This is a genomic window from Paraburkholderia caffeinilytica, assembly GCF_046030355.1.
Classification (GTDB): domain Bacteria; phylum Pseudomonadota; class Gammaproteobacteria; order Burkholderiales; family Burkholderiaceae; genus Paraburkholderia; species Paraburkholderia caffeinilytica_B.
Genome location: NZ_JAQQCQ010000023.1, coordinates 94,708 through 120,209, shown reverse-complemented (window position 1 = coordinate 120,209; position 25,502 = coordinate 94,708). Strand labels below are relative to the sequence as shown.

General features: G+C 62.1%; 23 protein-coding genes and 1 tRNA gene. 10 read left to right on the top strand and 14 right to left on the bottom strand.

The window, feature by feature from the left end; all coding sequences use genetic code 11:
* Nucleotides 1–63: 63 nt before the first annotated feature.
* Nucleotides 64–894: an undecaprenyl-diphosphate phosphatase gene (locus PQQ95_RS28760; RefSeq protein WP_408443668.1), complete on the bottom strand. Its 831-nt coding sequence runs from the start codon at nt 892–894 to the stop codon at nt 64–66.
* Nucleotides 895–1,539: 645 nt separating this feature from the next.
* Here PQQ95_RS28760 and PQQ95_RS28755 point away from each other — a divergent pair.
* From PQQ95_RS28755 to PQQ95_RS28745, 3 genes are all read left to right on the top strand, one after another.
* Nucleotides 1,540–2,448, top strand: coding sequence for an aldose epimerase family protein (locus PQQ95_RS28755; protein WP_408443665.1), 909 nt, complete (start codon nt 1,540–1,542; stop codon nt 2,446–2,448).
* 183 nt (nt 2,449–2,631) lie between these two features.
* Nucleotides 2,632–3,348, top strand: a complete 717-nt coding sequence (locus tag PQQ95_RS28750) for a peptidoglycan DD-metalloendopeptidase family protein (RefSeq protein ID WP_408443663.1) — start codon at nt 2,632–2,634, stop codon at nt 3,346–3,348.
* Between the two features lie 129 nt (nt 3,349–3,477).
* The gene (locus PQQ95_RS28745) at nt 3,478–3,804 is read left to right on the top strand and encodes a hypothetical protein (RefSeq protein WP_408443662.1); all 327 of its coding nucleotides are present in this window, start codon (nt 3,478–3,480) and stop codon (nt 3,802–3,804) included.
* A 736-nt stretch (nt 3,805–4,540) separates the two neighbouring features.
* Here the strand turns inward: PQQ95_RS28745 and PQQ95_RS28740 are convergent.
* Nucleotides 4,541–5,272: a pentapeptide repeat-containing protein gene (locus tag PQQ95_RS28740; RefSeq protein WP_408443659.1), complete on the bottom strand. Its 732-nt coding sequence runs from the start codon at nt 5,270–5,272 to the stop codon at nt 4,541–4,543.
* Between the two features lie 111 nt (nt 5,273–5,383).
* Between PQQ95_RS28740 and PQQ95_RS28735 the strand changes: the two genes are divergently transcribed.
* A complete protein-coding gene (locus PQQ95_RS28735; RefSeq protein WP_408443656.1) occupies nt 5,384–5,692 on the top strand; it encodes a DUF2288 domain-containing protein in 309 nt (102 codons plus the stop codon).
* A gap of 80 nt (nt 5,693–5,772) precedes the next feature.
* Nucleotides 5,773–7,158, top strand: a complete 1,386-nt coding sequence (locus PQQ95_RS28730) for an MATE family efflux transporter (protein WP_408443700.1) — start codon at nt 5,773–5,775, stop codon at nt 7,156–7,158.
* Between the two features lie 168 nt (nt 7,159–7,326).
* On the opposite strand, the gene PQQ95_RS28725 is transcribed toward PQQ95_RS28730, so the two are convergent.
* Nucleotides 7,327–7,488, bottom strand: a complete 162-nt coding sequence (locus tag PQQ95_RS28725; RefSeq protein ID WP_408443653.1) for a hypothetical protein — start codon at nt 7,486–7,488, stop codon at nt 7,327–7,329.
* A 155-nt stretch (nt 7,489–7,643) separates the two neighbouring features.
* Here PQQ95_RS28725 and PQQ95_RS28720 point away from each other — a divergent pair, with 155 nt between their 5' ends.
* The 4 genes from PQQ95_RS28720 to PQQ95_RS28705 all read left to right on the top strand — a co-directional run bounded on the left by PQQ95_RS28720 (nt 7,644) and on the right by PQQ95_RS28705 (nt 9,887).
* A complete protein-coding gene (locus tag PQQ95_RS28720) occupies nt 7,644–7,817 on the top strand; it encodes a hypothetical protein (protein ID WP_200618403.1) in 174 nt (57 codons plus the stop codon).
* A 245-nt stretch (nt 7,818–8,062) separates the two neighbouring features.
* Nucleotides 8,063–8,139, top strand: a tRNA-Pro gene (locus tag PQQ95_RS28715).
* Between the two features lie 203 nt (nt 8,140–8,342).
* On the top strand, nt 8,343–8,801 hold the full coding sequence (locus tag PQQ95_RS28710; protein WP_408443651.1) for a SixA phosphatase family protein: 459 nt from the start codon (nt 8,343–8,345) through the stop codon (nt 8,799–8,801).
* A 273-nt stretch (nt 8,802–9,074) separates the two neighbouring features.
* Complete coding sequence (locus PQQ95_RS28705; RefSeq protein WP_408443648.1) at nt 9,075–9,887, top strand: GNAT family N-acetyltransferase; 813 nt, start codon at nt 9,075–9,077, stop codon at nt 9,885–9,887.
* Between the two features lie 119 nt (nt 9,888–10,006).
* On the opposite strand, the gene ppx is transcribed toward PQQ95_RS28705, so the two are convergent.
* Nucleotides 10,007–11,632, bottom strand: a complete 1,626-nt coding sequence (ppx, locus tag PQQ95_RS28700) for an exopolyphosphatase (RefSeq protein WP_408443645.1) — start codon at nt 11,630–11,632, stop codon at nt 10,007–10,009.
* Nucleotides 11,633–11,835: 203 nt separating this feature from the next.
* Here ppx and ppk1 point away from each other — a divergent pair, with 203 nt between their 5' ends.
* The gene (ppk1, locus tag PQQ95_RS28695; RefSeq protein ID WP_408443644.1) at nt 11,836–13,899 is read left to right on the top strand and encodes a polyphosphate kinase 1; all 2,064 of its coding nucleotides are present in this window, start codon (nt 11,836–11,838) and stop codon (nt 13,897–13,899) included.
* Between the two features lie 98 nt (nt 13,900–13,997).
* Here ppk1 and phoR read toward each other — a convergent pair whose 3' ends face one another.
* From phoR to ftsH, 10 genes are all read right to left on the bottom strand, one after another.
* Nucleotides 13,998–15,311, bottom strand: coding sequence for a phosphate regulon sensor histidine kinase PhoR (phoR, locus tag PQQ95_RS28690; RefSeq protein ID WP_408443641.1), 1,314 nt, complete (start codon nt 15,309–15,311; stop codon nt 13,998–14,000).
* A 36-nt stretch (nt 15,312–15,347) separates the two neighbouring features.
* Entirely contained in the window at nt 15,348–16,049 is a 702-nt protein-coding gene (gene phoB / locus PQQ95_RS28685; protein ID WP_028199153.1) for a phosphate regulon transcriptional regulator PhoB, read from the bottom strand.
* Between the two features lie 26 nt (nt 16,050–16,075).
* Nucleotides 16,076–16,780 (bottom strand): phosphate signaling complex protein PhoU, encoded by a 705-nt coding sequence (gene phoU, locus PQQ95_RS28680; RefSeq protein WP_408443640.1) that lies wholly within the window; start codon nt 16,778–16,780, stop codon nt 16,076–16,078.
* 30 nt (nt 16,781–16,810) lie between these two features.
* Nucleotides 16,811–17,659: a phosphate ABC transporter ATP-binding protein PstB gene (gene pstB / locus PQQ95_RS28675; RefSeq protein WP_063496810.1), complete on the bottom strand. Its 849-nt coding sequence runs from the start codon at nt 17,657–17,659 to the stop codon at nt 16,811–16,813.
* Nucleotides 17,660–17,676: 17 nt separating this feature from the next.
* Nucleotides 17,677–18,573, bottom strand: a complete 897-nt coding sequence (gene pstA, locus PQQ95_RS28670; RefSeq protein WP_408443637.1) for a phosphate ABC transporter permease PstA — start codon at nt 18,571–18,573, stop codon at nt 17,677–17,679.
* Nucleotides 18,570–19,571, bottom strand: a complete 1,002-nt coding sequence (gene pstC, locus PQQ95_RS28665) for a phosphate ABC transporter permease PstC (RefSeq protein ID WP_408443635.1) — start codon at nt 19,569–19,571, stop codon at nt 18,570–18,572. The genes pstA and pstC overlap by 4 nt, the downstream gene beginning before the upstream one ends.
* A 150-nt stretch (nt 19,572–19,721) precedes the next feature.
* Complete coding sequence (pstS, locus tag PQQ95_RS28660) at nt 19,722–20,753, bottom strand: phosphate ABC transporter substrate-binding protein PstS (RefSeq protein WP_408443633.1); 1,032 nt, start codon at nt 20,751–20,753, stop codon at nt 19,722–19,724.
* 413 nt (nt 20,754–21,166) lie between these two features.
* The gene (glmM, locus tag PQQ95_RS28655; protein WP_408443630.1) at nt 21,167–22,525 is read right to left on the bottom strand and encodes a phosphoglucosamine mutase; all 1,359 of its coding nucleotides are present in this window, start codon (nt 22,523–22,525) and stop codon (nt 21,167–21,169) included.
* Between the two features lie 28 nt (nt 22,526–22,553).
* The gene (folP, locus tag PQQ95_RS28650) at nt 22,554–23,453 is read right to left on the bottom strand and encodes a dihydropteroate synthase (protein WP_459251995.1); all 900 of its coding nucleotides are present in this window, start codon (nt 23,451–23,453) and stop codon (nt 22,554–22,556) included.
* 83 nt (nt 23,454–23,536) lie between these two features.
* On the bottom strand, nt 23,537–25,426 hold the full coding sequence (gene ftsH / locus PQQ95_RS28645) for an ATP-dependent zinc metalloprotease FtsH (RefSeq protein WP_408443627.1): 1,890 nt from the start codon (nt 25,424–25,426) through the stop codon (nt 23,537–23,539).
* Nucleotides 25,427–25,502: the final 76 nt, after the last annotated feature.

Below are 25,502 nucleotides of genomic sequence, written 5' to 3'. Positions count from 1 at the left end.
CACATCTTGCCCGCCAGTCGCACGCCAGCACTTAGCGGGCTGCAGCGCGCATATCGAACACAATCAGACCGGCTGCGGATGCAGCACGAACCAGCCGAGGAACACGATTCCCGCGATCACGCAGTACACGCCGAACGAAGCCAGACGTCCGCGGCCTTCGAAATAGCGCATCAGGAAACGCACGCTGAGATATGCGGCAATCGCCGTCAGCACACCACCGAGCAATGCATCGGCGAGTTGGCCCGGTGCATGAAACAGCTTCGGCAATTCAAGCACGCCGGCCGCGAAGATGATCGGTGTGCCGAGCAGGAACGAAAATTCCGCGGCCTTCTCCGTCGTGAGGCCGGCCGCATTGCCGGCGATCATCGTGAGACCGCTGCGCGAGAACCCCGGAATCAACGCGCCAATCTGCGCGAGACCAACGAAAAACGCCTGACGGAAGGTCAGCTTCTCCGGCGCATGATGCGCGCGCGAGCGTTGCAGACGATCGCCGAACCACAGCAGCACGCCGTTCACAATCAGCGCGATAGCGACAATGCGCAGATCGTGAAAAATCCGCTCGAGCCGTTTCTCAAGAATCAGCCCGACGAGACCCGCCGGTATCGTGCCGATGATGAGTGCCCACATCATGTGCGCGTCGTCGTTGCGACGGCCGCCGAACGAAGCGAAGAAGCCGCGCACCAGCGCGCACCAGCGCTTGCGGAAGTACCACAGCAGCGCGAACGCCGTACCGAGGTGCAACGCGACAAGGAACGGCAGCAACTGCGGCGCGTGCTTGTCGATATGCATGCCGAACAGGCCGGGCACGAGCAAGGTGTGGCCGAGGCTGCTGACCGGAAACAGTTCGGTGACGCCTTGCAGCACGCTCAGGAAAATCAGAAACGACAGGTTCACGCGGCGGTCCTTGTAAGGAAAATGTCGGGAACAGCGCGCCGCGAAAGGAAATGGACGGCGCGTCAAAAGCGCACCGATTATGCCTGGCTGCAAAGTCAGCGCCAAGCGTTTGAACCGTATTCGGGGAAATATTGATGCGCTGCGTCACAACTCGAAACCGTTGTTACGCTGCGGAAAAAGAAACAGAGCGCCGCTGGGGCCGCCCTGTGATCAGCAGAAATTCGACGCGCCGAAAGCGCGACACTTCGTGCCAGAGGCTCGCGTTGACGGCCTGGCAGAAGGTGAAGCAGATGACTGGATCAGCGTTCGAGCTTGTAGAAAAAATAGACCGTGCTTGCCGCGAACATGCCGAACAGCGCCACACCCATTGCCATTGCGAGATCCATAAAGCCTCCTGAGCCGATCTCGCCCGGTCGTTGAAGTGGCCGGGCAGTCAGTGGATTATCGACAAGGATAGTGCTTCTCCGACACCCGCAATTTCCCGAGAAGGGTTTCCCCGTAGCGTAAAGCAGCGCAAAATCATCGTCTCGCGAGGCGCCATGCGGCGCTGCACGAATGTCCGCAACCCGCGTTCGGCCCACGCTCAACTCACATTTGAACCTCGCTCAATCTGCACTCAACCCTTTATCAACGAGCCCATCGACCATGCCCCTCTCTCCGCAACAGGACATTCTCGAGATCGCCCAGGACGCCTCCGTGCTCCGTTTCGCGCCACAAGCCGGCGGCCGTCTTTTGTCGTGGATCATCGACGGCGAAGAGGTGATTCACTGGCCCGAGAACGCCGACTGGAGTCAGCCCGCCAGGATTCGCGGCGGCAATCCGCTGCTGTTTCCGTTTCTGGGCCGGCATCGCGTCGACGGCAAGATCGGCTTCTGGCGCGACGCGCAAGGCACGGTTCGTGAATTGCCCATGCATGGCTTTGCCCGCGACCTGCCCTTCGAAGCCCACGCCGACGTGCACGGCGCCGGCTTGCGCATGACCCTCACCGACAGCGACGCGACACACGGCGGCTATCCGTTCGGCTTCCGTTTCGAAGCGACGTACCAGCTCGTCGATACGCATACGCTGGAAGTCACGCTGAGCACCACCAATACCGGCGACACCCGGCTGCCCTACTACGCCGGCCATCACTTCTATTTCACGCTGCCGCACACGCAACGCGCGGAGACCTCGCTGGAACTGCCGCGCACCGAACGGTGCTATCAGCAGACCGATGGTTCGATCAGCGCAGCCGAGCCAGGTGCGGCGCGCTACACGCTCGACGAAGCGCGGATTCACGATCGCTTCCATTGCCTCGTCGGTGCACCGGACCAGCCGGTGCGCCTCGTCGCGCCCGGCCTGAACCGGCTCATCACGATCGATCTGCAAAGGCCGGGCTCGGTGCCCTGGTACGCGGTAACCACATGGACCGAAGCCGCGGAGTCGGACTTCTACTGCGTCGAGCCATGGCTGGGTCTGCCGGACGCGATCCACAACGGCAGAGGGCTGCGCTGGCTCGAACCGGGACAAACCGAAACAGCCGCACTGCGCATCAGCGTCAGCACGCTGCGCTGATGTCAGGTTTTCCACCCGTCGCAAGGTGACGGGCTACGTGGCTTTTCGCCGCGTTCCCGCCGCGCGTACCCGCCTCTGCACCCGTTTTTCGGATGCTGCAGCGCAAAACCGTTAGAATCGACCGCTTTGCATCTACCTGCCGCGTGATCGGGATCGGCGCGTGGCAGCGCTTTGCGAGGTCCAATGCTTAACACAACAAGAATGATGAAACGGCTCGCCTGCGCGTCATTGCTGGCGGTGCTTGCCGCCTGCGGGTCCGCGCCGGTGGGACCAGGCTTTTATCGCGTCGAACGGGGCGATACGCTGTCGAAGATCGCGCGCAGCAACCGGCAGTCGGTGCAAAGCATCGTGCGCTGGAACAACCTGGCCAATCCGGACAGCATCGAGGTCGGACAGGTGCTGCGCGTCACGCCGCCGGGCAATGCGGCGTCCACGGCAGGTGCAACACGCAGCAGCGGTGCAGGAAGCGCGAGCGCTTCGGCGGCGCCACGTCCGGCACCCGCCGATAGCGCGCCGACGTCCGCGCCGGCTTCGGCGATCTCGCTGGTGTGGCCGGCTGACGGCACGGTGATCCGGCGCTTCGACGGCGGCAATTCGAAGGGCATCGATATCTCGGCGGCAGCGGGCACGCCGGTGGTGGCCGCCGCGCCCGGCACCGTGGTCTATGCAGGTAACGGCTTGCGCGGTTACGGCAACCTGCTGATCCTCAAACACAACGCCGATTATCTGACCGCCTACGCGCACAACCGCGCGTTGCTGGTGAAGGAAGGTCAATCGGTCACCCGCGGCGAGAAGATCGCGGAAATGGGCGACACGGACACCGATCGCGTCATGCTGCACTTCGAACTGCGCTATCAGGGCCGCTCGATCGATCCCTCGCGGGCGCTACCGGCCCGCTAGCCCCCGTCGACTTCAGGCACGCGCCCTGCAACCGTGGTCAAGGGAACCGCGCGCGCTATAAAACGCCCAATCCTATGCATGACGCGGCTTCGCGCCGCGTCTTCCCCTGTCATCTGTAAGGAATCTGCAATGAAGAGCGCACTCGCGTCCTTGACAACGGCCGCGGCGATCGGCCTCGGCCTGCTGACGCTCGGCAGCCTCGGCGGCTGCTCCAGCACCACCACCATGACTTACCTGCCAAGCGGCGACACAGGCTTTGCAATCAACTGCAGCGGCAGTGACGCGAGCTCCAGCTGGGCCGAGTGCTACAAGCGTGCAGGCGAGGTCTGCGGCAACTATGGCTACGACGTCGTTTCGAAGGACGTCGACAACGGCGCTACGTCGGGCGGCTCGATTGGCGGGATCTTCGGCGCGAACGTCAAGAATCGGTCGATGGTGGTTCGCTGCAAGCAGTGAAGGCAACGCAGTAGCGCAGGCGCGGCGCCGCTCGGACTAGTGACGCTGCCCGCCGCGGCTGGAGCGCGGATCGGCGCGTGCGGCGAACGCGAACAGCACGCCGAATGCAATCGGCCAGAAAAAAAGCCCGGCACGAGGCCGGGCTAACGGGGGTTCGGCGCATATCGGCAAAGGACCGGTTCACCATGCGCCAGAAGGAAATCTAACAACCCGCTTTTACAAGCGCAATCTATTAATTGCGTAGGTAATGTGACGCGGCGTACGGAATCCGCATTACGTGAAGAGAAAATGCCGGAAATAAGCCGGGTAAATACCCTTATTTGCCCAGCATGCAACACCAAAAAAACGGCACGTCAAAATCCCGCGCGTGGTTCATCAGCCCTTACGAATCAAGCACCTACCCGCGCACTGCCAGAAAGCCTGACGAAAACCCTTTGCCCGATTCCCACCAGCCCCGCCCAGCATGATCCAGGCGCTTTATGTAACGCGAAGCTTTAGTGCGCCAACGCACCATTCCGATACATTAGCGAATATGCTGCGACGCGAATAAGCGATCGCACGCCCTCTTAACAAATTCGCGAATAGCGAATTCATTAAAAACATTCAAATCCACTGACAAATTACGGAATTTAAAATCGACCGTTTTTAACTAGTCAATAAATTAGATGATGAGAGACACATGCCTTCCTTCGTTCAAGCTGGTCGAATGGCTAAAATCGACCAGCTCGAAACGCAATCACATAACGCGCAGGCCCAGTTCAGTCACGAGCACCGCCGCCTGCTGATGCGAAATCGTCGCGCCTTTGAACAGCGCTGCATCGACGAGCCGTACGCCGCTCAGATCCGCCTCGCGCAGGTCCGCGCCATCAAAGCGCGCGCCTTTCAGATTGGCGTCCTTCAGACTGCCGCCGTCGAAGATCGCCTCGCGGAAATCGACGCCGGCCAGATCGGCGTCGGAGAAATCGAGTTGCTGGAGGGTGGCCTTGCGAAACGACAGACCGCGCAAATGCGCGCCCACCAGCAAGGTCTCGACGAAGCTCAAACCGAGCGCCGTACAGGCTTCGAAATTGGCGCCCGTCAGCTTGCAACTGTGAAACGACACGGACGCAAGCTTGGCGCGCCGCCAGCTGGTGTTGTTCAGATCGCTCGACTGGAACGCCGCGTCGACCAGATCGGCCGACGCAAAATCCGCCTCGCGGCCGCGGCAACGGACCCAACGCGTGTGCGACAGCGCCGCGCCGAAAAACGACGTCTCGACAATCGTGCAGCGATGAAACTCAGCGCCACGCAGATCGAGTCGCGACAGATCGGCGCCTTCGAAATCGCAGTCGGTGAAATGGAGCGGCGCTTTATTCGCCGCCATGCTCGCGGCAATGAGGCGCTCCACGTCGGTGCGCGTGAGTGTGGCGTCGGCCACCCCATGAGTTTGCGCGCCGCCCGCAGCGCGCGCCGTTGAATCCAGTGACATGAAGGTTCAGAATGAATTTCGTCGCAAGACCCTAAGCGTACCGGAACGCGCGCCGCCCTGGCGATCCGCGCCGATGGTTTATAGTAACGGCCCCGTCAGAACCCGCTTACGATGACTTCCAACGACGCCACTCCTAGCCCGCTGTACGCCAAGCTGCTCGCCGAAACCGCCAAAATCGGCTGGACCGAACTCGAACGCTTTTTCGCGCGCGGCATCCTGCTGCGCGTCGCGCGCGACGTCGATCTGGTGAGCGTCGCCGAAGCCATCGCCAACGACGACACCGCACAGGTCACGCAATGGCTGTCTGCCGGCCTCGTCGAACGCGTGCAGGCGGAAACCGCCGCCGATTTCGCCGCGCGCGATCCCGATCTGTGGGCGGTGGTCGTGTCGCCATGGGTATGCGTGCAGGAACGTAATTGAGCGACCGCGCGCACGCCCCGAAGGAAGTCCTCTTGGGGGACGCCTCGAAGGAAGCCCTCCTGGAGGGCGCCCCGCAGGAAATCCCGCTCGGGGGCGCTCCCAAGGATGTCTCCCAAGAGGATGGCGCAACCGCGACGTCCCCCGCCGTCCCGGTGCACTGGCACCGCCGGGTGCTGACGCTGGCGTTTCCCATCGCCCTTGCCAATCTCACCCAACCGATTCTCGGCGCGGTCGACACCGCCGTCGCCGGTCACCTGGACGGTGCGTCCTATCTCGGCGGCGTAGCGCTCGGCGGCCTGTTCTTCAACTTCGTCTTCTGGGGTTTCGGCTTCCTGCGCATGGGCACCACGGGCCTCGTCGCGCAAGCACACGGCGCGGGGAATCATGCCGAGTTGCGCAACAGCGTCGTACGCGCACTATTGCTGGCAGCGGTAATCGGCGCAGCGGTGCTTCTGCTGCAAGCGCCATTGATCAGCTACGCGTTGCGCGCGTTCGGCGGCAGCGACGCGGTGCAACACCACGCGCAGATCTACTGCCACGCGCGCATCTGGGCCGCGCCGCTCGCGCTCGGCAATTACGTGGTGCTCGGCTGGCTGCTCGGTACGCAACGGGTGCGGCTCGCGCTGCTCTCGCAAGTGTTCATCAACAGCGTGAACATCGCGGCGGTGCTGTTGTACGTGTACGTGTTCGATTGGGGCGTGGCCGGCATCGGCGCGGCAACGGCCACTGCCGACGCGCTCGGCTTCGTGCTCGGCGCCGCTTTGCTGTGGCACGGCAGGCCGCGCGGCTTGCCTGCCCTAAACCGCGCCGCCCTCTTCGACGCTGCCGCGCTCAAGCGTCTCGTGGTGTTGAATCGCGATATCTTCGTGCGCACGCTCTGTCTGCTGTCGTCGTTCGGCTGGTTCGCGCACCTCGGCGCGAGGCAGGGCGACGCCACGCTTGCCGCCAACGCGCTGCTGCTCAATTTTCAGACCTTCATGGCTTATGGACTCGACGGCTTCGCCCATGCCGCCGAAGCGCTGGTAGGTGCGGCGATCGGCGCGCGCGACCGGCACGCTTTCGCGCAGGCCGTCAAGGTGACGGCGCTGTGGTCGGCGCTCGGCGCGCTGGGCTTCTCGCTGGTGTACTGGGGCGCGGGCTCGTGGATCATCGAATGTCTGACCGATCAGGCCGCCGTGCGCACCACGGCCGAAACTTATCTGCCGTGGGCCGCGCTCCTGCCGGTGATCTCAGTGTGGGGTTTTCTGCTCGACGGCGTGTTCATCGGCGCGACTCGCACGCGCGAGTTGATGGTGTCGATGGTCGTGTCGTTCGCGGTGTTCGTGGCGGCCTCGTGGGCCTTGCTGACCCTGTACGGGAATCACGGTTTGTGGCTCGCGATGCTGATCTTCATGGCCGCGCGCGGCGTCACGCTCGCGCGCTTCTTGCCAGGTGTCGTGCGAGACATGGCAGGCGCGGCGGCCTGAACGCCGAAGCCACACACACAGTTACCGCTTGAAACAAGCGCATACGTATCACGCGTGCACGTCGCCCTAAAATGACTGCAGCCCGCGCTGTCCGCGCAAACAGTCTGCGCGGGTCAGAAGCGCCGGCGTGCCCGCGCCGGTGCTTCGCTTTCTTCCGCGTACACGTGCTCAGGGTGCGGGCGCCATGACGGGCGGACGGTCGTCGGTGGGAACGCCGTGGTAGTCGACGGGATCTTTCGGCGGCGGGCCGCCATGATGGCCGGAAGGATTGTCGGCACAACCGGCAAGCCCGGCAGTCAGCATCAACGCAATCAACAAAACGCGGTTCATAGACTCTCTAAACAGAATGACAATAACGGCAACGAAGCGCCGAGAGTCTACCTGCAATTCGCTTTCGACGAAGTCGCCTTAGCCCGTCTCCCTCCTCCCATTTTGTGACGCGTGTCCTACTATAAAGGCACAGCTACGTGTCATAGGAGACTGCCATGGACGCTGAATCGATCGCAGGTTTGGTCGGACTTGCAATAGGCCTGCTCGTGCTGCTCGCCCTGTCGATTTTCGAATCGAGAACCTACCGGCGCGAACATGACGGCGAAGGCATGCTGCATCACTGGATCACGCATCAGCACATGCCGCACTGGATGCGTCGCCGTCACTGAGAGGACAAACCGGCGCGCCGCCGTATGTGAAGGCGACGCGCGGACCCTCGACGGCGCGCTTCTTGCGCTTCTTGCGCTCCTCGCGCTTCGCCTTTCGCGCCTCTTGCGCGTCTTGCACTTGCCGCGAACGCGTACTGGCCGCGCACTTTTATCCTGTCCGCTGCCGGCATCCGCGACCCTTTTTCATCCCGACGCAATTCGTGGTTGACTCTGGCACCCAATGCCACGTAGAATCTCGGATTCGTCGGAGCGTAGCGCAGCCTGGTAGCGCATCTGATTTGGGATCAGAGGGTCGAAGGTTCGAATCCTTTCGCTCCGACCACGAAAAAGCAATACGAAACCCGCGTCGCCTTAGGCTTCGCGGGTTTTTGCTTTTTAGGCGTCAAGAGTTCATACGGGCATGCGAACGTTCCACCCGCACCACCACCTTGCGTCCTGGTCTTGCATCCCAACAAGCCCGCGTGCAACAGTGATTGAAAACCCGGCGCAGTTCTCTACGCCGCAACCAGAGTCAAGGAGACACGCATGAATCTGATCCTCTGGCGTCACGCCGAAGCCGAAGATTTCGCCGCCAGCGATCTGGCCCGCGCGCTCACCACACGAGGCCGCAAACAGGCGCAAAACGTCGCCAAGTGGTTGCGCACCCGCCTGCCCGACGACGCGGTGGTCCTCGCAAGTCCCGCGGTACGCACCATCCAGACCGCGGAAACCTTGAGCGACCAGTATCGCGTGGTGCGTGAACTCGCGCCGAACGCCAGCGCGGACGACGTGCTCAAGGCCGCCGGCTGGCCAAAAGGCATCGCACCGACTGTCGTGATCGTCGGCCATCAACCGACGCTCGGCCACGTGGCGGCACGCCTGCTCGGCAACAGCGGAGCGAGTTGGCCACTGAAGAAAGCCGGCCTGTGGTGGATCGAAAGCCGTGAGCGCGACGGCGACGACCAGGCCGTGCTGCGCGCGGCGATGAGTCCCGATCTGATCTGATCCGGGCGGAGCCAAGCCGAGCCGAGCCGAGCCGAGCCGAGCCGAACTGAACTGAACAGCTCACGCAACCTGGCACTCAAAAAGACCTGGGTTGCCCCCGTCCCATGGGTCGCGCGGAAACAACACATGACTCGCCCGGCCTACGACATTACAAGCCGCGCGCACGCAGCTTACGGGCAGTCATCCAATCGTCATGGCTTTGCCATGCGAGCGTCACCAGGCGTTACTACATTGGCGAAAAAAGAAATCTCCTTTTTTCGACCAGGACGCCACATGCGAGAACTGCCGACGCCTACCCTGCCCCTGGCTTCGATCTTTGAAACGCGCCGCCTGCCGCGCGCCGAAGAGACGGTCACCGCCCAGCATCGCCTGCAAGTCACGTGGGCCCGTACCGACGAGGAACTGCGCGAAGCCCAGCGTCTGCGCTACCGTGTCTTCGCCGATGAAATGGGCGCCCGTCTGACGGGTCCGGCCGGCCTCGACGTCGATGCGTTCGATTCATACTGCGATCACCTGCTGGTGCGCGATCTCGACACGCTGAAGGTGGTTGGCACCTATCGCGCGCTGCCGCCGCATCAGGCCGCCCGTATCGGACGCCTGTATGCCGAAAGCGAATTCGACGTGTCGCGTCTCACGCACCTGCGCGCGAAGATGGTCGAAGTGGGCCGCTCATGCGTGCACCCCGACTATCGCAGCGGCTCGGTGATCATGTCGTTGTGGGCAGGGCTCGCCGCCTACATGAAACACAACGGCTACGAGACGATGCTCGGCTGCGCGAGCGTCGCGATGGTCGACGGCGGCCACTACGCGGCAAATCTTTACTGCTCGCTGCGCGACAACGCGCTGACGGCGCCGGAATATCGCGCGTTCCCGCACACGCCGCTGCCGGTCGAAGAATTGCAGAACGGCGCCGATGTCGCACCGCCGCCGCTGGTGAAGGGCTATCTGCGCCTCGGCGCGAAGATTTGCGGCGCACCGGCCTGGGATCCCGACTTCAACACCGCCGATTTTCTGACGCTATTGCGTCTGACGGATATCAACGCGCGTTACGCGCGGCACTTCCTCGGCGACGCGTCGCCGCGCTGAGCGGGATGCGCGAACCGCCCGGCATAATCAACCGGCGGCTGAAACTGAAATTGAAACTGGAAGCGCATAAAAAAAGCCCGGCTGATCCGCCGGGCTTTTTCATATGCAACGCATGATGCTCAATCGTCCGTGTAGACCACGCGATAGGGAATGCCAACCTTCTCCCACTCCGCAGCTTCCTGGATCAGACTGTAGTCGGTCAGCGGATTGTTGGCCACCCACTCGTTCGGCAAGCGCACTTCATAACCGCCGTTGACCTGCGCAACCGCGATACCCGGCAAGCCGACATCCGCACGCCGGCGGCACAGCAGCGCCGCGAGCCGCAGACAGAACAGCAGCGGCCATTCCACTTCGCGCGTTTGCGACAATTTGCCGAGTTTCCCCGCATGGCCGAGCACCAGCGCGGCGAGCCGCGCCTGATCGGTGCGCGAAAAGCCCGGCATGTCGGCGTTGCTGGCGATATAGGCCGAATGCTTGTGATAGGCGCTGTGCGAAATCGATAGTCCGATTTCGTGCAAGGCCGCCGCCCAACCGAGGAACATGCGATTCTCGGCGCGGCGCTCCTCATCCGGCTCGGCAAACTGGTCGTAAAAGCGCACCGCGAGTTCACCGATACGCCCGGCCTGCGCACGATCCACACCGTAACGGCGCATGAAACCTTCCGCCGTCACCGTGCGCATGTCCTCGTGCTGCGCGCGGCCCAGCAAGTCGTACAGCACGCCGAGGCGCAATGCACCGTCTGTTGTATCGACATAGTCGACACCGAGTTCGTCGAACACCGCGATCATGATCGACAGCCCGCCGGCCAACACGGGAATACGATCGGCCTTCAACGCGATCAGCTTCAGACGATTGACGTTCTCCGCCTTGATCAGCGCCCGCTTGAGGCGCTCGAGGCCGCCGCGCGAAATACCGTGCGTGACGCCCGGATCGTTGAAGCCGTTGGCCTCGACCAGTTCGGCGAGCGCCCGTGCGGTGCCGGACGAGCCGATAGCCTGCTCCCAACCGGTTTTCTTGTACTCGGCGGAAATGATCTGAATTTCGCGGCCCGCGGCAAGCTCTGCCTGGCGCATCGTGTATTCGTCGACATTGCCTGCGGGGAAGAAAGCGCGGCTATGGCTCACGCAACCGATATACAGGCTCTCCATCTTGATCGGCGTGTAGTGCGAACCGATGATGAATTCCGTCGAGCCGCCGCCGATATCCACGACGAGACGCTTGCCCGCGCTGGCGGGCACGGAGTGCGCCGCGCCCGCATAGATCAGACGCGCTTCTTCACGTCCCGCGATCACTTCGATCGGGAAGCCGAGCGCGGCTTGTGCCTCGCCGAGAAACTCGCCCGCGTTCTTGGCGATGCGCAGCGTATTGGTGGCGACGGCGCGAACGTGATCGGGATGAAAATCGCGCAGCCGCTCGCCGAAGCGCTTGAGCGCATCCCAGCCGCGCACTTGCGAGGCGCGGTCGAGCATCTTGTCGCGCGACAAACCGGCGGCAAGACGCACCGGTTCTCGCAATGCGTCAACCTGATAAATCTGGCTGCCCGCGTCGGTTTCCTCGACCCGGCCGACGATCAGCCGGAAGCTGTTCGAGCCGAGGTCCACGGCAGCGAGGAGTTGTGGAGTAGTGACCATCGAGTAAGCGGACTCCATGCGCGCGTGCGCGGCGGCGTTGGATGCGGAAGGTGCCGGATATCCATCAGGCGCCTTGGGCGCCTTATGACCGGCCGCGCTGTTCAAAGACGCCATTCTAAGCGTACCGGGCCTCACGATGTCGCCTCGCAGTAATGGGGGTGCCCTATGGTCCCATATGCACTGCGTCATATTGACGACACGCAACGAATACAGCGTAGAATTTACGACATTCAACAATGTCATAACAACGTCATCATACTGTGAGAATTTCCGAGCGTCTTATTGCCTCTCTTCCTGACATTCCATTCTCGCTGCCGATGTCCATCCGCTACCCCTTATTGAATCGCGAACTGGGCATTCTGGGTTTCAACGAGCGTGTGTTGGCACAAGCTGCCGACCCTGCCGTCCCCTTGCTCGAACGCCTGCGCTTCATCTGCATCACCAGCAGCAACCTCGACGAATTCTTCGAAGTCCGCATGGCCGGGCTGCAGGAACAGATGCGCGACAACCCCGGCGGGCTGTCGCCTGACGGCATGTCGCTGCAGCACGTGTATGACCTCGTGGTCGAGCGCGCGCAGCGGCTCGTGCATCGCCAGTACACCATGCTGCACGACACGGTGCTCACCGCGCTCGAAGCAGAAGGCATCTATTTTCACGGCACCGAAGCGTGGAACGAAGCGCAAACCGAATGGGCGCGCAACTACTTCTTCGACGAACTGCTGCCGGTGCTCACGCCGATCGGTCTCGATCCCGCTCACCCGTTTCCACGCGTGCTCAACAAGAGCCTGAACTTCGTCGTCGAACTCGAAGGCAAGGATGCATTCGGCCGCCAGGCGATGATGGGTATCGTGCAGGCGCCGCGTGCGTTGCCGCGGCTCGTGCGCATGCCGCAGGCGCTGTCGGGCTATCCGCATGGTTTCGTGCTGCTGAGCTCGTTGCTGCAACGCTTTGTCGGCGAGTTGTTCCCGAACCTGGTGGTGCGCACCTGCAACCAGTTTCGCATCACGCGCAATAGCGAACTGTTCGTCGACGAAGACGAAATCACGAATCTGCGGGTCGCGTTGCAAGGCGAACTGCCGGCGCGGCATCTGGGCAATGCGGTGCGGCTCGAAGTGTCGGCGGAGACGCCCCCGCATGTCGTGCGGCGCCTGCTCGACGAAAGCGGCCTCACCACCAAAGATTGCTATTTCGCCGACGGCCCTGTCAATCTGGTGCGGCTGATGCAATTGCCGGAGATGGTGGACCGGCCCGATCTGAAATTCGTGCCGCATATTCCGGCGATTCCGCCGCAAATCGCCAACAGCGCGAGCATGTTCGACGTGATCGATCAGGGCGACGTGCTGCTGCACCATCCCTACGAGAGTTTTCAACCGGTGCTCGAGTTGCTGCTGCAGGCGGCTAAAGACCCGAACGTGATGGCCATCAAGCAGACCATCTATCGCACCGGCACCGACTCCCCGCTGATGGACGCGCTCATGCAGGCCGCGCGCAACGGCAAGGAAGTGACGGTGGTGGTTGAACTGCTCGCGCGCTTCGACGAAGAAACCAACATCAACTGGGCGTCGCAGCTTGAAGCGGTGGGCGCGCACGTCGTGTACGGCGTGGTGGGCCACAAGTGCCACGCGAAGATGATGTTGATCGTGCGGCGCGTATCGTCGGGCGGCAAAACCACGCTCAAGCGTTACGTGCACCTGGGCACCGGCAACTATCACCCCCGCACCGCGCGTCTTTATACCGACTTCGCCCTGATGACCGCGGACCAGAAGATCTGTGAAGACGTGCACCACGTGTTCCAGCAACTGACCGGCATCGGCGGTGAATTGAAGTTGCATGAGTTGTGGCAATCGCCGTTCACGCTGCATCCGAAACTGGTCGAAGCGATTCGTGCGGAAGCCGAACATGCGCGCGCCGGCAAGAAGGCGCGCATCGTCGCGAAGATGAACGCGCTGCTCGAACCGACCGTGATTGCCGAGCTCTACGAAGCCTCACAGGCGGGCGTGAAGATCGATCTGATCGTGCGTGGCGTCTGTTCGCTGCAGCCGGGCGTGCCGGGCTTGTCGGAGAACATTACGGTGCGCTCGATCGTCGGGCGCTTCCTCGAACATCACCGTATCTTCTACTTCTACGACGGCGGCAAGGAACAGGTGTATCTGTCGAGCGCCGACTGGATGGACCGCAACTTCTTCCGGCGTGTGGAAGTGGCGTTTCCGATCAACAACCGCCGCCTGAAACGGCGTGTGATTGCCGAAGGTCTGTCGGCCTTTCTCGGCGACAACCAGTCCGCGTGGCTGATGCAAAGCGACGGCCATTATCGGCGCCGCCGGCCGGGCAAATCCTCGCGCAATGCGCAGATGGGCCTGCTGGGGAAATTCTGTTCGTGATGTCCTGATTGTGTTCACGCACCGCTGACGCAAGCGGCGGTGCGCATAAAAAAAGCCCGCCTGGTTTGTGCCAGCGGGCTTTTTTCATGCCAACGTTTTCAAGCCGGTGCCGGTTGCCGGCGCGCCGTGCGAAACACGGGAAACCGCACGGTGAACGTGCTGCCACGTCCCTCCTCGCTCTTCACGTCGAGCTGGGCATCATGCCGTTGCAGCACGTGCTTGACGATGGCGAGACCGAGGCCCGTCCCGCCCGTATCACGCGAACGGCTGCGGTCGACGCGATAGAAGCGCTCGGTCAGACGAGGAATGTCCGCGGCCGGAATTCCCAGGCCGCTGTCTGTGACCGAGAAAACCGCGCAACCGCCCTGGGCCTGCCAGCTCACCCTGATCGCACCGCCGTCCGGCGTATAGCGGATCGCATTGGTCACGAGGTTGCCAAGCGCGCTGAGTATTTCCGTTTCCACACCGGTGACAGTGAGTCCTTCGTCGGCGTCGAAGACAATCTTGTGATGGTCGCTCGACAGGTTCTCCGCGTCGTCCTTCAGATGCCGCAGCACCGCGCGCATATCGATCATCTGATCGCTCGGCGGCTTGTTGTCGCCTTCGAGCTTCGCGAGCACCAGCAGGTCGTTGACGATGTGACGCATGCGCGAGGCCTGCTGCTCCATGAGTTCGAAGTAGCGCCCACGCTCGGTTTCGCTTAGCGGCAGTTCTCGCATCGTCTCCAGAAAACCGGACAACACGGTCAATGGCGTCTTCAGTTCGTGCGAGACGTTAGCGACGAAGTCGCGCCGCATGGCGTCGGTACGCTCCAGCTCGGTGATGTCCTGCGACAGCACCAGCTTGCGATTCTCGCCGTACGGAAACACCTGCACCGACAGCACGTTCTGACGCTTGTCGCCCATGCCGCGCATGATCAGCATCTGCTCGTAGCGCTGTGAATTCAGATAGCTCACGAAATCGGGTTGACGCACCAGATGCGTGATGTGCTGGCGCAAATCGCGTTTCGCATCGAGGCCGAAGTGGAGTTCGGAGATCGCGTTGCACCACTCGATCTGATCGTGATCGTCGAGCATCGCCACGCCGTTCGGCGACGCCTGGATCGCCTGGATGAAACGCGAATGCTGCTGCTCGACCTGACGCACCTGCGCATGCCAGCGCTTCGCAAGCTTGTGCAGACGGTAGTAGATTTCGCCCCAGATGCCGGGGGCGCTCGGCACTTCGCCGTAGACCGGCGCGTCGAGCAGGCGCCACAACCGCTGCTTGTGGAAGGTGCTGAAGACGCTCTGCACGAGCAGCATGACAATCGCGAGAACCAGCCCTGCCTTGACGTTCACGAGTGCGCCGACCAGCACGCACAGAACAGCCAGCAGCACGACCGACACGATGGAGCGCGCCCAGATGATGTTCATGTTCTAGCGATCGAAGAGAAAGGTACTACCGCAAAGTCAGGCGCTCTTCGCGAGCCGGTAGCCGCTGCCGCGTACCGTCTCAATCATAGCATCGCACCCAGCCGGCTTCAGCGCCGCGCGCAGACGCTTGATATGCACGTCCACCGTACGTTCTTCGACGAACACATGGTCGCCCCACACCTGATCGAGCAGTTGCGTGCGGCTGTGCACGCGCTCCGGGTGCGTCATGAAGAAGTGCAGCAGACGGAATTCGGTCGGGCCGAGATCGAGCTTGATCTCGCTGCCTTCGGCGTGCGCGGCGACGCGGTGCGTGGCCGGATCGAGCTTCAGACCGTTGATCGCGACCAGGTCTTCGGTCAACTGCGGCGCGCGGCGGCGCAACACCGCCTTGATACGCGCCATCAATTCCTTCGGCGAAAACGGCTTGGTGACGTAGTCGTCAGCACCGATTTCGAGGCCGAGCACCTTGTCCTGTTCATCGCCACGCGCGGTCAGCATGATGATCGGAATATGCTTGGTGCGCTCGTTGTTGCGCAGATCGCGAGCGAACGCAATGCCTGACTTACCCGGCAACATCCAGTCGAGCAGCACGAGGTCGGGCAGTACGTCGCTGATCAGGTTCTGCGCCTGCTCCGCGTTGTACGCGCGAATCGGGCAGTGTCCGGCGTGTTGAAGATTGACCGAAATCAGTTCGGAAATGGCGGGCTCATCTTCAATGACGAGAATGCTGCTGGGCATCGGCACCTCTGGTCCTTATATCTGGATTAACTGAGTGCTTCGCGTTCGAGCGCGTCGCGCGACTTGTGCCGCACGTCGGTGCCCTTGACGATGTAGATGATGAATTCGGCGATATTCTTCGCGTGGTCGCCGATCCGCTCGATCGCCTTGGCGATGAACAGGAAATCGAGGCCCACCGAAATCGAACGCGGATCTTCAGTCATGTACGAAATCAGCTTGCGAACGAAAGCGCGAAATTCTTCGTCGATCGCCTTGTCGTCGCGCATGATCTGCGCGGCGGCAACCGTGTCGAGACGTGCGAACGCATCCAGCGCGCGGCGCAGAATCGACACTGCCATTTCGCCTGACAATTTGATTTCGGCGATATTGATGCTGCGCGAGGCGCCGTCTTCCATCAGACGCTTGGTGCGCTTGGCGATTTTTTCAGCTTCGTCGCCGGCGCGTTCGAGATTCGTGATGGTCTTCGAGATCGCGATCAGGAGGCGCAGGTCGCGCGCGGCCGGTTGACGGCGCGCGATGATGTTGCTGCACTCTTCGTCGATCTCGACTTCCATCTTGTTCAGGCGGTCTTCAGCGGCGATCACCTGCTCGCATACGTCGAGGTCGAAGTTGTTGAGCGCGATCATCGCATTGACGATCTGCGATTCGACGAGGCCGCCCATTTCGAGTACTTTCGAGGAAACGAGGTTCAGGTCGGCGTCGAACTGGCTGGACAGATGCTTATCGGACATGTCGTACTCCGTTGTTTTGCGCGGCGCGGATTAGCCGAAGCGGCCAGTGATGTAGTCCTCGGTTTCCTTGCGGACCGGCTTGATGAAGATCTTTTCGGTGTCGCCGAATTCGATCAGTTCACCGAGGTACATATAGGCAGTGTAGTCCGAACAGCGGGCGGCCTGTTGCATGTTGTGGGTCACGATCACGACCGTGTAGTCGCTCTTCAATTCGGCGATCAGCTCTTCGATGCGGCCCGTGGAAATCGGGTCGAGCGCGGAACACGGCTCGTCGAGCAGCAGCACTTCGGGGCGGATCGCGATACCGCGCGCGATACACAGACGCTGCTGCTGGCCGCCTGACAAACCGTAGCCGCTCTGGCCCAGCTTGTCCTTCACTTCGTTCCACAGCGCGGCCTTGGTCAGCGCCCATTCCACGCGGTCGTCCATTTCCGAGCGCGGCAGCGTTTCGAACATCTTCACGCCGAATGCGATGTTGTCGTAGATCGACATCGGGAACGGCGTCGGCTTCTGGAACACCATGCCGATCCGCGCGCGCAGCAGCGAAATATCGCGCTTGGAGGTCAGCAGGTTTTCGCCATCCATCAGGATCTCGCCTTCGGCGCGTTGTTCCGGATAGAGCGCGTACATCTTGTTGAGCGTACGCAGCAACGTGGACTTGCCGCAACCCGACGGGCCGATGAACGCGGTCACCTTGCCTTCGGGAATCCGCAGGTTGATGTTCTTCAGCGCGTGATACTTGCCGTAGAAGAAATTCAGGTCGTTGATCTCGATCTTCGGACGCGACGGCGCTTGCGCCTGGCCGCTTTGGGCGGGATCGAAACCGGCGGGCGCGGTCGGGCGCGCGGTCGGATTGATTTGAGTTTCTGCCATATTCATCGGATTACACTCCGCCCTTACTTATTCGAAAAGATCGTGCGCGCGAGGATGTTCAATCCCAGTACCGCGAGCGTGATCAGGAAGACGCCGGCCCACGCGAGCGATTGCCACTGCGCAAACGGGCTCATCGCGAACTTGTAGATCGTGACCGGCAGGTTCGCAACCGGTTGGTCCATGTTCCACGAGAAAAACTGGTTCGACAACGCGGTGAACAGCAGCGGCGCCGTTTCACCGGCAATGCGCGCGACCCCGAGCAGCACGCCCGTGACGATACCGGCGACCGACGCCTTCAGCGTGATCGACAGCACCATCTTCCACTTCGGCGTGCCGAGTGCGAAAGCGGCTTCACGCAGTGCATTCGGCACCAGCTTCAGCATGTTCTCGGTGGTGCGGATCACGATCGGAATCTGCAGCAGGGCAAGCGCGAATACGCCGGCCCAACCGCTGAAGTGGCCCATCTTCGCCACGACGAGCGCGTAGACGAACAGACCGACGACGATCGACGGCGCCGACAGCAGGATGTCGTTGATGAAACGCGTGATGCTGGCGAGCCAGCCCTTCTGACCGTATTCGGCGAGATACACGCCCGCCAGAATGCCGATCGGCGTGCCGACGAAGGTTGCGAGCGCAACCAGCATCAGACTGCCGACGATCGCGTTGGCGAGACCGCCGCCATCGGTGTTCGGCGGCGGCGTGGATTGCGTGAACAGTTCGATTGACAGGCCGCCGACGCCGAGACGCAGCGTCGTGTAAAGAATCCACACCAGCCACACAAGGCCAAACGCCATAGCCGCGAGCGACATGGTCAGCGCAACCGCGTTCTTCGCGCGGCGGCGGCCTTGCAGACGCACTCGCATCGCTTCAAGCGCGGCTTCGTCGTGCGAACCCGGCATATTCAAGGTGGGCTGGCTCATCTCGCGCCCTCCCCTTTTTCGAGGCGAAGCAGCATGATCTTCGAGATTGCCAGAACGATGAAAGTAATCACAAACAGAATCAAGCCGAGTTCCATCAGCGCAGACGTATGCAGGCCCGGATCCGCTTCCGCGAATTCGTTGGCGAGCGCCGAGGTAATACTGTTGCCAGGCGAAAACAGCGATACGTTATCGAGCAGATTGGTGTTGCCGATCACGAAGGTCACCGCCATCGTCTCGCCGAGTGCGCGGCCCAGGCCAAGCATCACGCCACCGATCACGCCGTTCTTGGTGAAGGGCAGCACGATCTTCCACATGACTTCCCACGTCGTGCAGCCGATGCCGTACGCCGATTCTTTCAGCAGGACCGGCGTGACTTCGAACACGTCGCGCATCACCGAAGCGATGTACGGAATGATCATGATCGCAAGGATGACCCCGGCGCACAGGATGCCGATGCCGATCGGCGCGCCCTTGAACAACGCGCCGACAACAGGAATACCGCTGAGGAGCGTACCGAGCGGCTTTTCGAACCACGCCGCGAAAATCGGCGCGAACACCAGCAGGCCCCACATGCCGTAGACGATCGACGGAATCGCGGCGAGCAGTTCGATGGCGACGCCGAGCGGACGGCGCAGCCACGCGGGCGCGAGTTCGGTCAGGAAAAGCGCGATGCCGAAGCTGACAGGCACCGCGATGACGAGTGCAATAAGCGAGGTCGCGATCGTGCCGTAAATGGGCACCAATGCGCCGAATTGTTTGCTAGGTGGATCCCAGTCGGCGGTCCATAGAAACGCGAAGCCGAACTGCTTGATCGACGGCATGGAAGCGACGATCAGCGAAACGATGATGCCGCCGAGCAGCAACAACGTGACGATGGCGGAGAGACGGGCAAGGCCGCCGAAGATGACGTCGCCGGCGCGGCTGGGCGCTTTCTGCTGCGACGTGCTGCCGGGCGGAGTCGATCTCGCCGCGCCAGACGCTAATTGGATATCGGACATGAGAGCCTGATGGACCTGTTTCCAGTTGCCGTACGACACTTGTCGCGCGGCGGACAATGCTGGGCTAATGCCGGGATAACGCCATTGGCCGTCCTCGAATGAGGACGGCCAATGTATTGCTGAATACCTACTGCATGCTGCGTCGCTTACTTAGTCAGCGATCGGCTTGCCCGCAGCATCCTTCACCTTCGACTTCCACTGCGTACGGATTTCCGACACAACCGAATCCGGCAGCGAGATGTAGTCCAGATCGTTCGCCGCCTGGTTGCCGTTCTTGAACGCCCAGTCGAAGAACTTCAGCGTTTCCGTGCCTTGCGCCGGCTTGTCCTGCGCCGTGTGCAGCAGCACGAACGTTGCGCCGACGATCGGCCATGCATTCTTGCCCGGCTCGTTCGTCAGGATCTGGTAGAACGACTTCGACCAGTCCGCGCCCGCTGCCGCTGCCTTGAACGTTTCCGTCTTCGGCTCGACCACTGCGCCTGCCGAATTCTTCAGGCCGACATAGGTCATTTTGTTCTGCTTCGCGTACGCCCATTCCACGTAGCCGATTGCGCCCGGCAGACGTTGCACGAAAGCGGCGACGCCGTCGTTGCCCTTGCCGCCCGTACCCGTCGGCCAGTTGACCGTCGAACCTTCACCAACCTTCGACTTCCAGTCTGCGTTGACCTTCGACAGGTAGTTCGTCCAGATGAAGCTGGTGCCCGAACCATCGGCGCGGCGAACCACGGCGATGTCGGTATCCGGCAGCTTAGCCTTCGGATTCAGCGCAACGATCGCCGGATCGTTCCACTTCTTGATCTTGCCCAGGTAGATGTCGCCGAGCACTTCGCCCGACAGCGTCAATTCACCTGCCGTCACGCCCGGCACGTTGACGACCGGCACCACGCCGCCGACAACCGTCGGGAACTGGAACAGGCCTTCCTTGGCGAGTTCGTCGTCCTTCAGCGGAGCGTCCGAACCGGCGAAGTCGACGGTCTTCGCGACGATCTGCTTCACACCACCCGACGAACCGATACCTTGATAGTTGACCTTACCGCCGCCCGACTTCTGGTAGGCATCAGCCCACTTCGTGTAAATCGGTGCTGCGAAGGTGCTGCCCGCGCCGGTGATGTCTGCGGCTTGCGCGGCGATCGCGAAAAGCGCGCCAGCGACGCCAGCGAGCACGGTTTGCATCAATTTCATGAGACCTCCAAGGGTGTGAGCGGTGTGAGCGAATGACACGAACACCGCGAAGCTTAGGGTCTCTTTGTGACAGTAACGTGACTAATCGTGAAACAGATGTGACAGTAGGATTACCAAGGTGAAAGGCGCCAGCGCGGATGAATTGCCGGTTTAGCGGCGTGGCAGGCGTCGCTCTACAGATTAGACGAAAAAAATGGGACGCGAACGTTTGCGTTTGAGTTGGGGGGTGTGAGGGGGGGTTTTTGACGGCCGTTGGCGGGTTAGAAGGCAGGCGGTGGCAGGTGGCAGGTGGCAGGCGGCAGGCGGCAGGCGGCAGGCGGCAGGCGGGACAGTATCGTCGTTGTCCAGCCGCCTGCCGCCGAGTTAGCCGGGAAGCGGCCTCGATACCGCTTCTCGCCTTTAAGGAGTGTGGCTTAAGCCGTGGCCTGCTTCACAGCGTTGGCGATCGCTTCGGAATGGTGAACGGCGTCGTCGACTTTTTCCGCCTCCACCATCACACGCAAAACGGGCTCGGTGCCCGAGGCCCGAATCAACACGCGGCCACGGCCGTTCAGCGCTTCCTCGGCCTTGCTGATGGCGCGGCGGATCACATCGCTGCCTTTCCAGTCCGCGCCAGGCTGCATCCGCACGTTGATCAGCTTCTGCGGAAACAGCGTCACGCCGTGGAGCAGCTCGGCGAGCGTTTTGTCGCTGCGTTTCATCGCGGCCAGCACCAGCAGGGCCGACACAATGCCGTCGCCGGTTGAATGGCGGTCGAGAGAGAGAATATGGCCGGAGCCTTCTGCGCCCAGTTGCCAGCCATGCTCACGCAATTGCTCGAGCACGTAGCGGTCGCCCACCGCCGCGCGGACGAACTTCACGCCCGCTTCCTGCAACGCGACTTCGACCGCCATGTTGGTCATCAACGTGCCGACCGCGCCCTCCACTTTGCCGTCGGTCGCCATCCGGTCCTTGACCAGCACGTAGAGCAGTTCGTCACCGTTATACAGGCGGCCAGCCGCGTCCACGATCTGCAGCCGGTCGGCGTCGCCGTCGAGCGCGATGCCGAGGTCCGCGTGGTTCGCGCGCACCGCGCGCACCAAGGCGTCCGGAGCGGTCGCGCCGACGCCGTCATTGATGTTGAAACCGTTCGGCGCGACGCCGATCGGAATCACATCGGCGCCCAGCTCATGGAACACGTGCGGTGCGACGTCGTACGCGGCACCGTGCGCGCAGTCGACCACCAACTTCAGGCCACGCAAGTCGAACGCTGCCGGGAAAGTGCTCTTGCAGAACTCGATATAGCGGCCGGCTGCGTCGTCGAGGCGCCGCGCCTTGCCGAGTTGCTCGGACGCCGCGCACGCAAGCGGCAGGTCAAGTTGTTCTTCGATCTGCAATTCCACTTCGTCGGGCAGCTTGTTGCCGTCGGCGGAGAAGAATTTGATGCCGTTGTCGTAGTACGGGTTGTGCGACGCGCTGATCACGACGCCCGCGGCGAGCCGCAGGGCGCGCGTCAGATAGGCGATGCCCGGGGTCGGCATCGGCCCGGCCAGCATCACGTCGACGCCCGCCGCGGAAAAACCCGCTTCGAGGGCGGCCTCGAGCATATAGCCCGATACCCGCGTGTCCTTGCCGATCAGCACCGTGGGCCGTGCGCCCGTCCTGGCCCAGCGGTCCGCGCCCGCGAGCACCTTGCCGGCCGCGTAGCCGAGCCGCAATACAAACTCCGGCGTAATCGGCCCTTCGCCAACCTTGCCCCGAATCCCGTCCGTTCCGAAATAACGACGTGCCATGTTTTATGTTCCTCCTTGGCTTGTGGGCTCAGCCATGCGCGCGGCAGTGATTCGCCGCGTCGCGCATGGCCGACCATACTTTCAATGCATCCACCGTTTGCGCGACGTCATGCACGCGCAGAATTGCCGCGCCGCGCGCGGCGGCACACACCGCAGCGGCGATGCTGCCCGCGACGCGCTCCGGCGCCGGGCGTCCAACCACCGCGCCGATCATCGATTTGCGCGACATGCCGGCAAGAATGGGGTACGGCGGCTCGGCCTGCGGCGCCGTGTCCGGCAGGTGCGCGAGCAGCGCGTAATTGTGTTCGATCATCGCCTTGCCGAAACCAAAGCCCGGGTCCACGCTGATGCGTGCACGGGCGATGCCCGCCTGCCTCAGGGTTGCCACCCGCTCCTCGAGAAACTGCCGAACCTCGCTCACCACGTCACCATAAGCGGGTTCACCGAGCTGCATGGTCTGCGGCTCGCCGAGCATATGCATCACGCACAGACCGCATTGGCTGTCGCGCACGGCGTCGACCGCACCGGGCATCCGGAAGCCCCAGATATCGTTGATCAGGTCTGCGCCCGCTGTCAGTGCCTGGCGCATCACGTCCGGCTTGTACGTATCGATCGACAACGGCACATTCGCGCCGCGCAGTTGTTCGACCAGCGGGATCACCCGCTCCAGTTCTTCGTCGAGCGGCACGGGCGGCGCGCCCGGACGGGTCGACTCGCCGCCGATATCGATAATGTCCGCGCCATCGAGCAGCATGCGTTCGGCCTGACGCAGTGCATCGCCGCGCATCGCATATTTGCCGCCGTCGGAAAAAGAATCGGGTGTGACGTTCAGGATGCCCATGATCAACGGGCGTTCAAAGGTCAGCTTGAAGCGGCCGCACTGCAACGGCTCTGGAAGGGGAAGAGAAGGAAATTCGACTTTCGGCACGTAGCGGTCAATCACGTAAAACGGATAAATGCAAAACGGGCCGGTGTGAAACACACCGGCCCGCACTTTCTACTGGTCGCCGATCAGGCCGGCGCGGTCGCGCTGCCCGGCTTGACCTCAGTGCCCGGGCTGCCACCCGACGAGGCGTCGCTGGCCGACGGCGTCGAGCTCTTCGGTGAACGCGGCGGACGGCCTGCCATGATGTCGTTGATCTGATCAGCGTCGATCGTTTCCCACTCCATCAGCGCGGCGGTCATTGCTTCGACCTTGTCGCGGTTTTCGTCCAGCAGGCGCTTGGCTAGGTTGTACTGCTCGTCCAGCACGCGACGGATTTCCGCGTCGACCTTTTGCTGCGTCGCTTCCGAAATGGTGCGCGTGAAACCACGGCCAAACGGCGTTGCATCGTTTTCGTCGTCCACGTAGACCATCGGTCCGAGTGCGTCCGTCATGCCGAAGCGAGCCACCATGGCGCGGGCCGTAGCCGTTGCCTTGTTGAAGTCGTCCGATGCGCCGGTGCTGATCAGGTTCAGAAACAGCTCTTCCGCGACACGGCCACCGAACAGGATCGCGAGGCGGTCCAGCAGGTAGTCTTTCGAATACGTTTCGTTGTCATGCTCCGGCAACTGCCACGTAACGCCCAGCGCACGGCCGCGCGGGATGATCGTGACCTTGTGCACCGGATCCGCCTTCGGCAACAGCTTGGCGATGACCGCGTGACCCGACTCGTGATACGCCGTAGCACGCTTCGATTCTTCGCGAATCACGGCCGACTTGCGCTCCGGACCCATGAAAATCTTGTCTTTCGCGTCTTCGAAGTCCGTCATTTCGACGATGCGCTTACCGCGGCGAGCTGCGAACAACGCTGCTTCGTTGACCAGGTTCGCCAGATCGGCGCCCGAGAAGCCCGGCGTGCCGCGTGCGATCACCGCTGCGTCGACGTCGTTCGAAATCGGCACCTTGCGCAGGTGAACCTTCATGATGTGCTCGCGACCGCGGATATCCGGCAGACCGACGTACACCTGACGGTCGAAACGGCCCGGACGCAGCAGCGCCTTGTCCAGCACGTCAGAGCGGTTCGTGGCAGCGATCACGATCACGCCCGAGTTCGCCTCGAAGCCGTCCATCTCGACCAGCATCTGGTTCAGGGTCTGTTCGCGTTCGTCGTTACCACCGCCCATGCCGGCGCCGCGATGACGGCCGACCGCGTCGATTTCGTCGATGAACACGATACACGGCGCGTGCTTCTTGGCCTGCTCGAACATGTCGCGCACACGTGCCGCGCCGACACCCACGAACATTTCCACGAAGTCCGAACCCGAGATGCTGAAGAACGGCACCTTCGCTTCACCGGCGATAGCGCGCGCCAGCAACGTCTTACCGGTTCCCGGCGGGCCGACCAGCAGCACGCCGCGCGGAATGCGTCCGCCCAACTTCTGGAATTTCTGCGGATCGCGCAGGAAGTCGACCAGTTCGGAGACTTCTTCCTTGGCTTCGTCGCAACCGGCGACGTCGGTGAAATTGATTGCGTTGTTGTTTTCGTCGATCAGACGTGCACGGGATTTACCGAACGAGAACGCACCGCCTTTCCCGCCTCCCTGCATCTGTCGCATCATGTAGAACCAGAAGCCGATGATCAGGATCGTCGGTCCCAGGTAGTACAGCGCGGACACCAGCGCATTCGGTTCGTCATCAGCCTTGCCGCTCACCTGAACGCCGTACTTCATCAGATCGCCGACCATCCAGATGTCGCCGGGCGACACGATCTGGTATTTCTGGCCGTCTGCTGGAGTGACCGTGAGGTTCCGCCCCTGGACAATGACGTTCTTGACTTTGCCGTTCTTCGCGTCGTCCATGAACTGCGAATAGGAAACGCCTTCCTGGACACGGGGCTTATCGAACTGCTTGAACACCGTAAACAGCACCAGTGCGATAACCAGCCACACTGCTGCTTTCGAAAACATATTGTTGTTCAAAGCACCACTCCTTCACTTAGACGGGCGCCTACATTTGCCTTGCGGCACCACGAAAGCATTCTAATCCAGTCCGCAG

Bases quoted from the DNA above. Each gene is read 5' to 3' on its own strand.
- PQQ95_RS28755 (WP_408443665.1), top strand. From the start codon at position 1,540: ATGCCCCTCTCTCCGCAACAGGACATTCTCGAGATCGCCCAGGACGCC.
- PQQ95_RS28735 (WP_408443656.1), top strand. From the start codon at position 5,384: ATGACTTCCAACGACGCCACTCCTAGCCCGCTGTACGCCAAGCTGCTC.
- pstC (WP_408443635.1), bottom strand. From the start codon at position 19,571: ATGTCCGATATCCAATTAGCGTCTGGCGCGGCGAGATCGACTCCGCCC.
- PQQ95_RS28750 (WP_408443663.1), top strand. From the start codon at position 2,632: ATGCTTAACACAACAAGAATGATGAAACGGCTCGCCTGCGCGTCATTG.
- phoR (WP_408443641.1), bottom strand. From the start codon at position 15,311: ATGAACATCATCTGGGCGCGCTCCATCGTGTCGGTCGTGCTGCTGGCT.
- phoB (WP_028199153.1), bottom strand. From the start codon at position 16,049: ATGCCCAGCAGCATTCTCGTCATTGAAGATGAGCCCGCCATTTCCGAA.
- pstB (WP_063496810.1), bottom strand. From the start codon at position 17,659: ATGAATATGGCAGAAACTCAAATCAATCCGACCGCGCGCCCGACCGCG.
- pstS (WP_408443633.1), bottom strand. From the start codon at position 20,753: ATGAAATTGATGCAAACCGTGCTCGCTGGCGTCGCTGGCGCGCTTTTC.
- PQQ95_RS28740 (WP_408443659.1), bottom strand. From the start codon at position 5,272: ATGTCACTGGATTCAACGGCGCGCGCTGCGGGCGGCGCGCAAACTCAT.
- glmM (WP_408443630.1), bottom strand. From the start codon at position 22,525: ATGGCACGTCGTTATTTCGGAACGGACGGGATTCGGGGCAAGGTTGGC.
- PQQ95_RS28705 (WP_408443648.1), top strand. From the start codon at position 9,075: ATGCGAGAACTGCCGACGCCTACCCTGCCCCTGGCTTCGATCTTTGAA.
- pstA (WP_408443637.1), bottom strand. From the start codon at position 18,573: ATGAGCCAGCCCACCTTGAATATGCCGGGTTCGCACGACGAAGCCGCG.
- PQQ95_RS28725 (WP_408443653.1), bottom strand. From the start codon at position 7,488: ATGAACCGCGTTTTGTTGATTGCGTTGATGCTGACTGCCGGGCTTGCC.
- phoU (WP_408443640.1), bottom strand. From the start codon at position 16,780: ATGTCCGATAAGCATCTGTCCAGCCAGTTCGACGCCGACCTGAACCTC.
- ppx (WP_408443645.1), bottom strand. From the start codon at position 11,632: ATGGCGTCTTTGAACAGCGCGGCCGGTCATAAGGCGCCCAAGGCGCCT.
- PQQ95_RS28745 (WP_408443662.1), top strand. From the start codon at position 3,478: ATGAAGAGCGCACTCGCGTCCTTGACAACGGCCGCGGCGATCGGCCTC.
- ppk1 (WP_408443644.1), top strand. From the start codon at position 11,836: ATGTCCATCCGCTACCCCTTATTGAATCGCGAACTGGGCATTCTGGGT.
- PQQ95_RS28720 (WP_200618403.1), top strand. From the start codon at position 7,644: ATGGACGCTGAATCGATCGCAGGTTTGGTCGGACTTGCAATAGGCCTG.
- PQQ95_RS28710 (WP_408443651.1), top strand. From the start codon at position 8,343: ATGAATCTGATCCTCTGGCGTCACGCCGAAGCCGAAGATTTCGCCGCC.